14 protein-coding genes and 1 pseudogene are annotated in these 13124 nt (G+C 71.7%); 6 read left to right on the plus strand and 9 right to left on the minus strand.

What is annotated here, in order from left to right; genetic code table 11:
- Nucleotides 1-95: 95 nt before the first annotated feature.
- Nucleotides 96-3233: a Tn3 family transposase gene (locus tag ACLIYP_RS00590; protein ID WP_339122738.1), complete on the plus strand. Its 3138-nt coding sequence runs from the start codon at nucleotides 96-98 to the stop codon at nucleotides 3231-3233.
- A gap of 52 nt (nucleotides 3234-3285) precedes the next feature.
- Here ACLIYP_RS00590 and ACLIYP_RS00595 read toward each other — a convergent pair whose 3' ends face one another.
- Together ACLIYP_RS00595 and ACLIYP_RS00600 are read right to left on the minus strand one after the other, a co-directional pair.
- Nucleotides 3286-4008 (minus strand): cation transporter, encoded by a 723-nt coding sequence (locus ACLIYP_RS00595; protein ID WP_013678689.1) that lies wholly within the window; start codon nucleotides 4006-4008, stop codon nucleotides 3286-3288.
- 1 nt (nucleotide 4009) lies between these two features.
- On the minus strand, nucleotides 4010-4345 hold the full coding sequence (locus ACLIYP_RS00600) for an ArsR/SmtB family transcription factor (RefSeq protein ID WP_041763300.1): 336 nt from the start codon (nucleotides 4343-4345) through the stop codon (nucleotides 4010-4012).
- 192 nt (nucleotides 4346-4537) lie between these two features.
- Here ACLIYP_RS00600 and ACLIYP_RS00605 point away from each other — a divergent pair, with 192 nt between their 5' ends.
- From ACLIYP_RS00605 to ACLIYP_RS00615, 3 genes and pseudogenes are all read left to right on the plus strand, one after another.
- On the plus strand, nucleotides 4538-5206 hold the full coding sequence (locus ACLIYP_RS00605) for a recombinase family protein (RefSeq protein WP_013678691.1): 669 nt from the start codon (nucleotides 4538-4540) through the stop codon (nucleotides 5204-5206).
- Between the two features lie 368 nt (nucleotides 5207-5574).
- Nucleotides 5575-5643 (plus strand): annotated as a pseudogene (locus tag ACLIYP_RS00610) (heavy metal-responsive transcriptional regulator); the annotation flags it as partial.
- A 3-nt stretch (nucleotides 5644-5646) separates the two neighbouring features.
- Complete coding sequence (locus ACLIYP_RS00615; RefSeq protein ID WP_373408266.1) at nucleotides 5647-5868, plus strand: MerR family DNA-binding protein; 222 nt, start codon at nucleotides 5647-5649, stop codon at nucleotides 5866-5868.
- Nucleotides 5869-5878: 10 nt separating this feature from the next.
- Here the strand turns inward: ACLIYP_RS00615 and ACLIYP_RS00620 are convergent, their stop codons facing one another.
- The 7 genes from ACLIYP_RS00620 to ACLIYP_RS00650 form a co-directional block, all read right to left on the minus strand.
- Nucleotides 5879-7255, minus strand: coding sequence for a dihydrolipoyl dehydrogenase family protein (locus ACLIYP_RS00620; protein WP_013678692.1), 1377 nt, complete (start codon nucleotides 7253-7255; stop codon nucleotides 5879-5881).
- A 47-nt stretch (nucleotides 7256-7302) separates the two neighbouring features.
- The gene (locus ACLIYP_RS00625; protein ID WP_013678693.1) at nucleotides 7303-7653 is read right to left on the minus strand and encodes a hypothetical protein; all 351 of its coding nucleotides are present in this window, start codon (nucleotides 7651-7653) and stop codon (nucleotides 7303-7305) included.
- Between the two features lie 120 nt (nucleotides 7654-7773).
- On the minus strand, nucleotides 7774-8409 hold the full coding sequence (locus tag ACLIYP_RS00630; protein ID WP_359132959.1) for a vitamin K epoxide reductase family protein: 636 nt from the start codon (nucleotides 8407-8409) through the stop codon (nucleotides 7774-7776).
- 80 nt (nucleotides 8410-8489) lie between these two features.
- Nucleotides 8490-9449: a cytochrome c biogenesis CcdA family protein gene (locus ACLIYP_RS00635; RefSeq protein ID WP_359132961.1), complete on the minus strand. Its 960-nt coding sequence runs from the start codon at nucleotides 9447-9449 to the stop codon at nucleotides 8490-8492.
- On the minus strand, nucleotides 9449-10015 hold the full coding sequence (locus tag ACLIYP_RS00640) for a TlpA family protein disulfide reductase (protein WP_359132963.1): 567 nt from the start codon (nucleotides 10013-10015) through the stop codon (nucleotides 9449-9451). Before ACLIYP_RS00640 ends, ACLIYP_RS00635 begins: the two co-directional genes overlap by 1 nt.
- Nucleotides 10016-10137: 122 nt before the next feature.
- Nucleotides 10138-10437 (minus strand): mercury transporter, encoded by a 300-nt coding sequence (locus ACLIYP_RS00645; RefSeq protein WP_085575620.1) that lies wholly within the window; start codon nucleotides 10435-10437, stop codon nucleotides 10138-10140.
- Entirely contained in the window at nucleotides 10434-10811 is a 378-nt protein-coding gene (locus ACLIYP_RS00650) for an ArsR/SmtB family transcription factor (RefSeq protein WP_412711161.1), read from the minus strand. Before ACLIYP_RS00650 ends, ACLIYP_RS00645 begins: the two co-directional genes overlap by 4 nt.
- 126 nt (nucleotides 10812-10937) lie before the next feature.
- On the opposite strand from ACLIYP_RS00650, the gene merA reads away from it, so the two are divergent.
- Complete coding sequence (merA, locus tag ACLIYP_RS00655) at nucleotides 10938-12362, plus strand: mercury(II) reductase (RefSeq protein WP_013678699.1); 1425 nt, start codon at nucleotides 10938-10940, stop codon at nucleotides 12360-12362.
- Between the two features lie 35 nt (nucleotides 12363-12397).
- Nucleotides 12398-13045 (plus strand): organomercurial lyase MerB, encoded by a 648-nt coding sequence (merB, locus tag ACLIYP_RS00660; RefSeq protein ID WP_085575621.1) that lies wholly within the window; start codon nucleotides 12398-12400, stop codon nucleotides 13043-13045.
- The last annotated feature ends 79 nt before the right edge of the window (nucleotides 13046-13124 follow it).

Genomic DNA, 13124 nt, shown 5'->3' on the forward strand with positions numbered 1-13124 from the left:
GAACGATCATGGTCGGCTAGCACACCGGCTGGAGGCTCCGCGGGGGTTCCCGGAAAGATCGTTGGACGGGCGTCGGTGCTGGCTACGGTCCAGCCGTGCCGGTGGAGTTCTTAACTGATGAGCAGGCCGAGGCGTACGGGACGTTCACTGAGGTGCCCACGCGCCCGGAGCTGGAGCGGTTCTTCTTCCTCGACGATGACGACCGTGATCTGATCGCGCTGCGTCGTACGGACGCGCACCGGCTTGGGATGGCGGTGCAGATCTGCACGGTCCGCTACGTCGGCCGGTTCCTGGGCGAGGACCCGCTCGCAGTGCCGTGGGAGGCCGTGGAGTACCTCGCCGGGCAGCTCGGCATCGCGGACGCCTCGTGCGTGAAGCGGTACCGGGAGCGCCGGTCGACGGTCTACGAGCACGCGGCGGAGATCCAGGAGCGGTTCCAGTACCGGGACTTCACCGACCGGCGGTGGGGCCGGGAGTTCCGCGGTTTCCTGTACGGGCGGGCGTGGACGCACGCCGAGGGGCCGGTGGCCCTCTTCAACCACGCGGTGACGTGGCTGCGCAAGAACCGGGTGCTGCTGCCGGGCGCCTCGGTGCTGGCCCGGCAGGTGTCGGAGGCCCGCACGGTGGCCGAGCGGCGCCTGTACGAGGCGGTGACGCGGGCCGCGCACCGGGCCGATCCCGCGCTCTCTCCGACGCTGGCCGGGCTGCTGGTGGTGCCGGAGGGCAAGCGGGTCTCGGAGCTGGAGCGGCTGCGGACGCCGCCGGTGAAGTCGACGGGAACCGCGATGGTGCGGGCCATGGAGCGGGTGGGGGAGATCTCGGCGTTCGCGCTGGGCCGGGTGAACCTGTCGCGGGTGCCGGTGAACCGGCTGTCCACGCTGGCCCGGTACGGGCAGCTGAGCAAGGCGCAGACGATTGAGCGGGCGCCGGAGCCGCGGCGGACCGCACTGCTCACGGCGGTGGTGCGTCAGCTGGAGGCGCAGGCGGTCGATGACGCGCTGGACCTGTTCGCGGTGCTGATGGCGAACCGGCTGATCAGCCCCGCGCGGCGGGCCTCGGAGCGGGAGCGGTTGGCGATGCTGCCGCAGTTGGAGAAGGCGGCCCGCATCCTGGCGAAGGCGTCGAAGATCCTCACCCAGGAGCTGGACCTGGTCGCCGAGCACGACGCGGACCTGGACGTGGCCGCGCTGTGGGCGGCGGTGGAGGAGGCGGTGCCGCGTACGGCGGTGGCCGGGGCGGTCGCGACCGTCGAGGCCCTGGTACCGGAGGACGACGGGTCGGCTGAGGCGGCGATGCGGGAGAAGCTGGCTCTGCGCTACAACACTGTGCGCCCCTTCCTGGCGCTGCTGGGCGAGTCGGACGCGCTGGACGCGGCCCCGGCCGGGCGGCGCCTGCTGAAGGCGGTGCGCCGCCTGCCCGCGCTCTCGCGCCGGCGGGTCAAGGACCGGCCGCTGCTGCCCCGCGAGGTCGACGCCGAGCTGGTGCCCGCGATGTGGAAGCGGGCGGTGTTCTCGAACACCAAGCTGCCGCAGGGCGCGGTCGACCGGGACGCGTACGTGGTGTGCGTGCTGGAGCAGCTGCACCGCGCGCTGAACCGGCGCGACGTGTTCGCCGCCCCGTCGAACCGGTGGGCCGACCCGCGCGCGAGGCTGTTGGACGGTCCGCGGTGGGAGGCAATGCGCGGGGACGTGCTGGCGGGCCTGTCCCTGACCGAGGACGCGGGCGAACACCTGGCCCAGCTCACCCGGGGGCTGGATGCGGCGTGGCGGCAGATGGCCGACCGGCTGGCCGAGGCCGGCGACGACGCGAAGGTGGAGATCGTCGTCCCCGAGGGCGGGGGACGTGCCCGCCTGTCGGTGGACAAGCTCGGCGCGGTGGGCGAACCGGAGTCCCTGACCTGGCTGAAGGCCACCACGGAGGCGATGCTCCCCAGGATCGATCTGCCGGACCTGTTGTTCGAGGTCCACTCCTGGACCGGGTTCCTTGACTCCTTCAGGCACGTCTCCGACCGGCGCACCCGCATGGAGGGCCTGCTTGTCTCCCTGGTCGCCCTGCTGGTCTCGCAGAGCTGCAACATCGGCCTGACCCCGGTCATCGATCCGCAGAGCAAGGCGCTGACCCGCTCGCGCCTGTCCCACGTCGATCAGAACTATCTGCGAGCCGACACCATCGCCGCGGCGAACGCCGCGCTCATCACCGCCCAGTCCGCGATCGAGCTGGCCCAGATGTGGGGCGGCGGGCTGCTCGCCTCCGTCGACGGCCTGCGCTTCGTCGTCCCCGTCAAGAGCATCAACACCGGCCCCTCGCCGAAGTACTACGGCTACAAACGCGGCGTGACCTGGCTCAACGCTGTCAACGACCAGGTTGCGGGGATCGGTGCGATGGTCGTGCGCGGCACCCCGCGCGACAGCCTCTACACCCTGGACACCCTGCTGAACCTGGACGGCGGGGTGAAGCCGGAGATGGTGGCGACCGACAACGCCTCGTACAGCGACATGGCCTTCGGCCTGTACAAGATGCTCGGCTTCCGCTTCGCCCCGCGCTTCCGTGACCTCTCGGACCAGCGGTTCTGGCGGGCCGACCTACCCGACGGCGAGGGGCCGGCCGCCGGGTACGGGCCGCTGGAGGCCGTGGCCTGCAACAAGGTCAACCTCAAGCGGATCGCCACGCACTGGCCGGACATGCTCCGGGTGGCCGGGTCGCTCATCACCAACCAGGTCCGGGCCTACGACCTGCTGCGGATGTTCGGCCGTGAGGGCCACCCCACCCCGCTCGGTGCCGCGTTCGCCGAGTACGGGCGGATCGACAAGACCATGCACCTGCTCGCCTTGGTCGATCCCGTTGACGACACCTACCGGCGGCTGATGAACCGGCAGCTCACCGTGCAGGAGTCCCGCCACCGGCTCGCCCGCGCGATCTGCCACGGCGGCCGGGGCCAGATCCGCCAGGCGTACCGCGAGGGCCAGGAGGACCAACTCGCCGCTCTCGGCCTGGTCCTCAACGCCGTGGTCCTGTGGAACACCCGCTACCTGGACGCCGCCGTCGCACAGCTCCGCGCGGAGGGCCACGACATCAAGGATGAGGACGTCGCCCGGCTCTCCCCGCTCAAGGACCGGCACATCAACTTCCTGGGCCGCTACCTGTTCAACATCAAGGCCAGCGGCCCCGGCCGCGGACTGCGCCCCTTCCGCGACCCCGACGCCGCCGAAGACGGCGAGGACGAGGAAAGCTGAGGGCCCCGGCGTCGGTCGACGCCGGGGCCCTGTGTGAGTGCGGGCAGTCAGGTCAGTTGCAGCAGTCGCAGCCCGGCTGGCAGCCGCACGCGTCCTCCTTGGCGCCGGCGGACGGCACCACCGCAGCGCCGGTGGGTGCGCAGCATCCCTTGCCCTGCCAGGCGTCGCGGCCTTCCTTGAAGGCGATGGCGGCGATGACCAAGGCGGCGATCGGGTCGGCCCAGGACCAGCCGAGGGTGGCGTTCAGGACCAGGCCGAGCAGCAGCACGGCCGACAGGTAGGTACACAGGAGCGTCTGCTTGGAGTCCGCGACCGCGGAGGCGGAGCCGAGTTCCCGCCCGGCGCGGCGCTGGGCGGCGGACAGGAACGGCATGATCGCCAGCGACAGGGCGGCGATGACGATGCCGGGGATCGACCGCTCTGCCTCCCCGGTGCCGGTGAGCGCGCGGACGGCGTCGACGGAGACGTACGCGGCGAGCGCAAAGAAGGAGACAGCGATGATCCGCAGGGTGCGCTGCTCGCGGGCCTCGCGTACGGCGTGGTCGCGGGCGGAGAACTGCCAGGCGACCGCGGCGGCCGAGGAGACCTCGATGACCGAGTCGAGGCCGAAGCCGATCAGCGCGGTGGAGGAGGCGAGGGTGCCCGCTGTGATGGCGACGACCGCCTCGATGACGTTGTAGGTGATCGTGGCCGCGACCAGCAGGCGTATCCGCCGGGCGAGGACGTCGCGGCGGGCCGGGGAGGGCCCGAGGGATATCGATATCTCGGCGGCCATCTCAGCAGCAGCCCTTCTCGTCGGCGTCGACGCACGTCCGGTCGGTCTCGACGGCCACCACGGCGGTGCGCAGGTCGTCGAGTGCGTGGCCGAGGCGTTCGTCGGCCAGTTCGTAGCGGGTGCGGCGGCCGTCGGGGACGGTGACGGCCAGGCCGCAGTCGCGCAGGCACGCGAGGTGGTTGGACAGCCGGGTGCGGGAGACGCCGAGGGCGTCGGCGAGGTCGGCGGGGTAGGCAGGGGCGTCGCGCAGGGCGAGCAGGATGCGGCAGCGGATCGGGTCGGCGAGCGCGCGGCCGAACCGGGCCAGCACCTCGATGTCGGAAGCAACAGTCAGCACACCACGACAGTACATCTCATCCTGAATTCAGGAAACCTTGGATCGTTTCGACGGTGCCGATCTTCAAAAAACCTTCGTTTATTGACGATCATGAAACCAATCCGCACGGACCCCGGATCGCCTTCAAAAACTCCTTCAAAAACCTCGGTGCTTCAACAACCTCCGATCACCGTTTCTTGAGAAGATCCGGGGGTGAGCGCGCCCCTGAAACCCTCCGAACTCCTTCTCGCCGAACCCGCCGTACGCACCGACATCAAGATCGGTTACGCCCGGGTCTCCACCGGCGGGCAGAAACTCGACCGCCAGCTCGACGCGCTCAACGCGGCCGGCTGCCGCCGGATCTTCGCGGACAAAAAGTCCGGCAAGAACGACCTGCGCCCCGAGCTCAAGGCGTGCCACGCCTTCCTCGCGAGCGGGGACACCCTCGTCGTCCCCTCCCTCGACCGCTACGGCCGCTCCCTCAAAGACCTCGTGACGATGGTCGCTGAGCTGCGCGAGCAAGGGGTCGGCTTCACCTCGCTGCACGAGAACCTCGACACCACCACCCCGGGCGGGCGCCTGATCTTCCACGTCTTCGCCGCCCTGGCGGAGTTCATCCGCGAACTCATCGTCGCCGGCACCAACGAGGGCCTGGCCGCCGCCCGCGCCCGCGGCCGCACCGGCGGACGCCCCACCGTCATCACACCCGAGCTCATCCGCGCGGCCCGCGACATGCTGCCCAACCCGGAGAACAGCATCGAGTCCATCGCCAAGCTGCTGGGCGTCTCCGCCGGCACCCTCTACAACCACATCCCCGACCTGCGCGAACTCCGCACCTCCCGCGTCCCGCGTCAACTGGAAGGCAGCACCGGCCCCGCCTGACCGAGCCCGATCACCGGCGGGGAATGTCAGCAATCCAATTCGGCCGCGGCCTTGAGTACCTGCCGCAACTGCTCCGCCCCCGGCACACCTGCAAGGCCGTCCGGAGTGCGGTACACCCGGCAGATCAGTCCCGGGACGCGCCCCTGCTCTGCGAACGGTCGCGCCCGTCGACCAGGATGGTCGGCGAGCCGGTGAAGCCGATCCGCTCGGCCTCTTCCTGAGGGTCAGAGAGATTCGGCCGAAAGGGATAGTAGGGCTTCTTGAGCGTGTCGGTGGCGGGGGGCGAGGTACGCCCTGTGGTGCAGAGGTAGGTGCCGTCCGCCGGGGTGAGTACGTAGACGGTCCGGTTCTATGAGCACGTCGGGCTGCTGCCCGCGCCGCCGCGCACCTCGTCCGGTTACCGGGACTATCCGCGGCAGGCTGTGACTCGGCTGGCGTTCGTGCGGGCCGCGCAGAGTGCCGGGCTGTCGCTCGCCGAGATCAGTGAGGTCCTGGCCGTCGTGGACGGCAGCGCAGCCCGGCGCGGGCAGGCCGCTGTCATGCTGAACGAGCATCTGCGCCGGGCCGAGGAGCGCATCGAGGAGCTGGCCCGGCTGCGGGCGGCACTGCAGCAGCTCGCCGTCTCGGGCGAACTCGAAGCCCTGGGCGGCACCCCGTGTTGACGCGCGCGGGTCAGGTGCCGATCTCTCGGTGGACGCCGCCGGCGGCGGTGTTGACGCCTTCGGCGAGGGTGGGGTGGATGTGGATCGCTCGGGCGATGTCGGTGTAGGTGGCGCCGCAGGTCATGGCGATGACGGCTTCGTGGACGAGGTTCCCGCCGTCGGGGCCGGCGATGTGGCAGCCCAGGATGCGGTCGGTGGCGGCGTCGACGACGAATTTGATCAGGCCGCGGGTGTTGCCGATGGCGCGGGCCTTGACGACTCCGGTGAAGTCCTGGCGGCCGATGAGGACCTCGTATCCGGCGGCGCGGGCGGCGGGTTCGGTCAGGCCGACGGAGCCGACCTCGGGGTCGGTGAACACCGCGTGCGGCACGACGCGTTTGGCGGTGGTGCGGTCCTGGCCGCGGTAGGTGGTGCGGTAGGCGATGTCGGCGTCGTCGCGGGCGGTGTGGGTGAACATCGGCCCGCCGCGGATGTCGCCGAGTGCCCAGACGTCCGCGGCCTGGGTGCGCAGCAGGTCGTCGACGGGCAGGAACCCCTGCTTGTCGGGCTCGAGGCCGAGGTGTTCCAGGCCGAGGGTGTCGGTGTTGGGGGTGCGGCCGGTGGCGATGAGCAGGTGGCTGCCGGTGATCTCGCCGGTCTCGCCGCCCTGGCAGCCGGCCCGGATGTGTCCGGGACGGCCCTCGACGGCAGTGCAGGTGGTGCTGGTCAGGACGGTGATGTTGTCGGCGGTGAAGCCGTCGGTGACGGCGGCGGAGATGTCGGGGTCCTCGGCGGGCAGCAGCCGCTCGGCGCGCTGGATGAGGGTCACGCGGGAGCCGAAGCGGGCGAACATCTGGGCGAACTCGCAGCCGACGTAGCCGCCGCCCACGACGATCAGGTGCTCGGGTAGCTCGGTGAGGTCCAGCACGGTGCGCGAGGTGTAGTACGGGGTGGTCTCCAGGCCGTCGATCGGGGGGATGGCGGTGCGCAGACCGGTGACCAGGAAGATCTTGTCGGCCTCGATGTCGGTGTGGTCCACGCGCAGCCGCCTCGGTGCCACGAAGCGCCCCTCGGCGGGATAGAAGTCGAGTTGCTCGGCGCGGCCGACCGTCTTGTAGGAGCCGGAGCGGATCGTCTCGACGATGGCGTTCTTGCGGGCCACGACGGCGGCGAGATCGACGGTGGGGGCGGTGGTCGTCACGCCGAACTCGGCGGCGCGGCGCACCTGGTGGGCCACCGCGGCGGAGGCGATCATCGTCTTGGTGGGGATGCAGCCGCGGTTGAGGCAGGTGCCGCCGAGTTTCTCCTTCTCCACGAAGGCGACCCGGCCGTGCCGTGCGGCGCGCAGCGCCATGGGGAGTCCGGCCATGCCGCCGCCGATCACCAGAGTGTCGTACCGCTGAACCATCAGAAGGCTCCTTTCGTGCTTTCCGCCTGGCCGAATGGATTCGGGGCTTAGCTTGTGTGGTCTGGGGTGTGCGGGCGTGAGGCGGGGGTCTGTTCGGGTGATGTGCGGCAGCCGCGGCGGGTGGTGCGGCGGTGCAGGAGCCATGCGGCGGTGAAGAGTACGGCCGCGGCGGTGAAGAACGGCCACACGGCGGGACCGTGGGTGACGGCCCCGGCGGTTCCGGCGGCGGCTCCCGCACCGGCAGCGGTCAGGACCGGGGTGCCGCAGCACAGGCCGATCATCGCCAGCCCGGTGCCCAGGGCCGTGCCGAGGGCCCCGAGCGCGGCGAGGGCGGCCGTCAGCAGGTGGCCGAGCATCCGGCGGAGCCGGATGAGGGCATTGGGGGGCGCCGTGCGCATCGACCGGGCTCCAGGGCTGGGCGGACGGGGTGAGGGTGTGGCCGGCTACGGCTCGGGGGAATGCGGCAGCCGGCCACCCTCCCGGCCCGACGGGGGCGGGGCCGGGGTATCGGGGAGGGGTCAGGCCCACAGGGCGCTGCCCCACTTGGTGAGGATCAGGATCGCGATGATGCCGATCCACAGCACGGGCACCGTCCAGTGGAACTCGGCCACGGTGCGGCGCACCTGGTCGGGGGCGGGGATGAGCCCGTGTTGGATGTTGTGCACGGTGGTGTACCAGAAGATGAGGATCGTCACGGCCCATACGAGGGTGCACCACAGGCACAGCGCGCCGATGGCGTACAGCGAGGAGTACTGCAGCCAGGTGATGAAGCCGATGCCGAAGACGGTGCCGGCCTGCAGGCCCCACCAGTGCCAGCGCCGGTAGCGGGCGCCGGCCAGCAGTCCGGCGCCGATGGCGATGAGGGCGGGGAAGGCGACCCAGCCGATGAAGGGGTTGGGGAAGCCGAAGGTGGATGCCTGCCAGCTCTTCATGATGTTGTTGCAGGACAGCACCGGGTTGATGCTGCATGCCGAGACGTAGTTCGGGTTGGCGAGCAGCTTCATCTTGTCGTGGGTGAGCACGGCCGAGGCGAGCAGACCGAGCAAGCCGCCCAGGAGCAGCAGGAGCGCGAGGAACCGGTCGGCGCCGATCGGGGCGTGCGGGCTTCTCCGCTCGGCCGGAAAGGCCGTGTCGCGGGCTGCTGTCGTGGTCATGTGGGGTTCCGTTCCGGCAGTCGCCCGCGGCCGTGGGCTTGGTCTGTTCCCGGCCGCGGCGGGTCTGGGCGTGGGCGCGGTCAGCAGCAGTGGCCGTCGCTGTCGCGGTCGGTTGAGGCCGGTGTGGGGACGGGCCGGGGTGCGCAGCAGTCGTCCCCTGCGGCGGCGGAGGGGGCTGTCCCGGTGGGAGTGGAGTGGCGGGCCGGCTGCCGTGTGCGGTGACGGATGGCGGCGGCCGCCACGGCGAGGACGACCACCAGGGCGGTGACGGCGATGGCGGTGGTATGGGCCTGGATCCAGGCGGTGGCGGTGGCGGAGAAGGTGGCGAGGCCGCCGCCGGGGGCGGCAGTGGCAGCGCCGCCGGTGGCAGCGGGGTACCAGTACCAGGCCAGGTAGGCGCCGGTGAGGACGAGGACGGCGGCGGTGATGCGGGTGCCGTGCCGGGCCAGGGCGGTGATCTTGCGGGTGAGGGCGGCGCCCGCGGCGGCGGTGGTGACCGCGACGAGCAGCAGGACGGCGGCCGATCCGGCGGCGTAGGCGGCGAAGACCGCGAGGAGTCCGGCGAAGCTGGCGGTGGCCTGGGCCTGGGCGATGACGGCGAGCAGCACGCCGAAGGTGCACGACAGGGATGCGGCGGCGTAGCCGACGCCGAAGACCGCCATGCGCCGGGCGGTCGGCGGGCCCGCCGACCGGCGGGTTTTGGTGGCCAGGTGCAGCCGCAGGCTGGGTGTGCGGCCGGTGAGCATGACGGCGCCGAGGAGCAGCAGGAGGATGCCGGTGGCCAGGCCCAGCCAGGGGGCGGCTTGGATCAGGGCGCGGGCTCCGGCGCTGACGATGAGTCCGGCGGCTGCGAGGGTGCCGGCGAAGCCGAGGGTGAGGGCGGCGCCAGAGCGCAGGGCGCGGGTGAGGCGTACCGGCAACGGGGAGGCGTCGTTCTCGCCGAGGGCGGCGGTGATCCAGGCGGGCAGCAGGGCGAAGCCGCAGGGGTTGACCGGGGCGAGCATCCCGGCGGCGAAGGCGAGGGCGAGCAGGCCGTTCATCACGCGCCTGCCTTCTTCAGCGCGTTCTGGATCTGGTCGGCCGAGGGGTCGGTGGCCCGGTAGGTGACCTTGCCCTGCGGGTCGACGACGATCAGTGTGGACAGCGCGGCGACCTGGTAGCGCTGGGAGAGGGCGGCGCCCTTGTCGATGGTGGCGGGCAGAGTCGGGGCCTTGATGTAGTCGAGGAACTGCCTGATCGTCTGCTTCGACTCGCTCGGGTCCATGTCCACCGCGAGGAAGTTGGCCTTCTTCCCGGCCTTGTCGAACGCCTGGGCGGCCTTGTCCAGGTTCTTGGCGCCGCCGGCGCACTCGCCGCAGCCCACCGAGAAGAAGAACAGGGCGGAGGGCTTGTTCGCGGGCACCGCCAGCGTGGTGTCGTCAAGGAGGGTGACGGTGTCCGCCTTGGCAGAGGCATTGCCACTGCTGGCGCTCGTACCGGAGGTGTTCGCCTTGGTGTCGGTACCGCAGGCGGACAGGGTGAGCGCAGCGGTGGCAGCCGCAGCCAGAGCCAGGGTGGTACGGCGGCGCAGGCGGGTGCGGCGGGCGGTGGGGGGCGGTGAGGTCATGGGTGGTGCGGGCCTTCCTCGAAAGGCCGGGACTGGACGGGTGGTCCCGGTCGGCAGGGAGCGGATGGGGGAGCGCGGCGGTGGCCGGCAGAACGGGAGGCGGGGAGCCTGTGCCGACCGGGTCAGTGCTTGCGGAGCAGGTCGCCCTCGTGCGGGTCGGTGCGGGTGGCCGGGGGGCAGCAGGCATCGCCGTTGCCGGTGCGGCGGCGCAGCCACCAGGCGAGAGCGCCGGCCATCAGGACCGCGGCCGGGGCCAGCAGCCAGGGGCTGACCAGCACCCCGCCGAGTCCGGCCAGGGCGCCGCTGGCCAGCAGTACCGGCCCGGCGCAGCAGATGATCGGCAGCAGGGCGACGCCGACCACGGCGAGGGTGCCGAGCAGGCCGCCGCGGCGGTCACCGGGCTGGGTGGGCGGAGGCGTCATCGCTGCTCTCCCTCTCCGGGGATGCGGGTGCAGCAGTCCAGGGCGGCGGCGTTGTCGGCGGCCAGCGACCGGGCCAGCATGACCAGATCAGCGACGCGGGGGTCGCCGACGGAGTAGCGCAGTTTCTTGCCGTCCCGGCGGGCGCTGACGTAACCGCAGTCCACGAGACAGGACAGGTGGACCGACACCCGGGGCTGGGAGATCCCGGCGTGCTCGACGCACTCCGCGCTGGTGCGCTCGCCGCGCTGGATGAACTCCAGCAGCTTCAGCCGGGTGGGGTCCGCGAGCGCGCGGAAGAACCGGGCCGTGGTGTCCAGGTGTGTGCACGGCACCTCGGCCGTGGCCGGGGATCCGGCAAGGACAGGGTTATTCATGGGCAGGGCCTTTCCACCAGCAGCTATTTGCTTACCCGCATAGTAAGGTGGCCATCTGCAATACGGCAAGGCGCATAGGAATGGGTCCGGCGTGCGGCGCTGGACCCCACTGAGGGAGGTAGTGCTGTGCTCCAGGCACACACCGGTTACGACCTGGCGATCATCGGCTCGGGCGCCGGCGCGTTCGCCGCGGCCATCGCGGCCCGCAACAAGGGCAGGAGCGTGGTGATGGTCGAGCGCGGCATCACCGGCGGCACCTGCGTGAACGTCGGCTGCGTGCCGTCCAAGGCGCTGCTGGCCGCCGCCGAGGCCCGTCACGGCGCCCAGGCGGCGAGCCGGTTCCCCGGCATACAGGCCACCGAGCCCGCGCTGGACTTCCCCGCGCTGATCGGCGGCAAGGACACGCTGGTGGGACAGCTGCGGGCGGAGAAGTACACCGACCTGGCCGCCGAGTACGGCTGGCGGATCGTGCACGGCACCGCCACCTTCGCCGACGGCCCCGTCCTGCAGGTCGCGCTGAACGACGGCGGCACCACCACCATCGAGGCCGCCCACTACCTGATCGCCACCGGCTCCGCCCCCACCGCGCCGCCCATCGACGGCCTGGACCAGGTGGACCACCTGACCTCCACCACCGCCATGGAACTCCAGCAACTCCCCGAGCACCTGCTGGTCCTCGGCGGCGGCTACGTCGGCCTGGAGCAGGCCCAGCTCTTCGCCCGCCTCGGCAGCCGGGTCACCCTGGCCGTCCGCTCCCGTCTGGCCTCTTGGGAAGAGCCGGAGATCTCCGCCGGAATCGAGGACATCTTCCGCGAGGAGGGCATCACCGTCCACACCCGCACCCAGCTCCGTGCGGTCCGCCGCGACGGCGACGGAATCCTCGCCACCCTCACCGGCCCCGACGGTGAGCAGCAGGTGCGCGCCAGTCGCCTGCTGATCGCCACCGGACGACGGCCCGTCACCGACGGACTCGGCCTGGAGCGGGTCGGGGTGAAGACCGGCGAGAGCGGCGAGGTCGTGGTGGACGAGTACTTGCGCACCGGCAACCCGCGCATCTGGGCGGCCGGAGACGTCACCGGCCACCCGGACTTCGTGTACGTCGCCGCCGCGCACGGAACCCTGGTCGCCGACAACGCCCTGGACGGCGTCGAGCGCACCCTGGACTACACCGCGCTGCCGAAGGTCACCTTCACCAGCCCCGCCATCGCCTCGGTCGGGATGACCGAGGCCCAGCTGACCGAGGCCGGTATCGCCCACCAGACCCGCACCCTGCCGCTGGAGAACGTCCCCCGAGCCTTGGTCAACCGGGACACCCGCGGGCTGGTCAAGCTCATCGCCGAACGCGGCAGCGGGAAGCTGCTGGCCGCCCACGTCCTGGCCGACAGCGCCGGCGACATCATCACCGCCGCCACCTACGCCATCACCGCCGGGATGACCGTCGACCAGCTCGCCCACACCTGGCACCCCTACCTGACCATGGCCGAAGCGTTGAAGCTCGCCGCCCAGACCTTCACCTCCGACGTCGCCAAGCTCTCCTGCTGCGCCGGCTGACCCACCCCACCCACCACCGGAAAGGACCCGCGCCCATGGACTCCCAGGCCCAGCAGCTCGCCACCCGGCTGACCGCCGCGTTCAACGGCGGCGGAGCCGCCAGCGCCCGCCCCTGGCTGTGGCGCCCGCTCCTCCAACTTCTCGCCCAGGGCCGACCCGTGACCGTCGAGCAGATCGCCCAGGCCACCGGCCGCACCCCCGACCAGGTCCGCGGGGCCCTCGCCGCCAACCCCGACACCGAATACGACGAGAGCGGCCGGATCACCGGCAGCGGCCTCACCCAGAACCCCACCCCGCACCACTTCGAGGTCGACGGGCGCAAGCTCTACACCTGGTGCGCGCTGGACACCCTCATCTTCCCCGCCGTCCTCGGCCGCCCCGCCCGCGTCACCTCCCCCTGCCACGCCACCGGCACCCCCGTCCGCCTCACCGTCGAACCGGACCAGGTCACCAGCGTGGAGCCGACCACCGCCGTCGTCTCGATCGTCACCCCCGACGCCCCGGCCTCCATCCGCACCGCCTTCTGCAACCAGGTCCACTTCTTCGCCACCCCCGACGCGGGCAAGGACCGGCTCGATCAGCACCCTGGCGCCACCGTCCTGCCCGTGTTCGAGGCGTACCGGCTCGGCCGACCCCTCACCGAGGCGCTCCTCACCGGCGACACGCCGCCCGGCTGCTGCTGAATCCCGTCCCCGGACGGGCACCGGCCGTGTGACACAGAGCCCGAGCCGCCCCGGGCGACCTGCGGAGATCCACTCCGGC

It is taken from the genome of Streptomyces nanhaiensis (assembly GCF_046614825.1).
Taxonomy (GTDB): domain Bacteria; phylum Actinomycetota; class Actinomycetes; order Streptomycetales; family Streptomycetaceae; genus Streptomyces; species Streptomyces radiopugnans.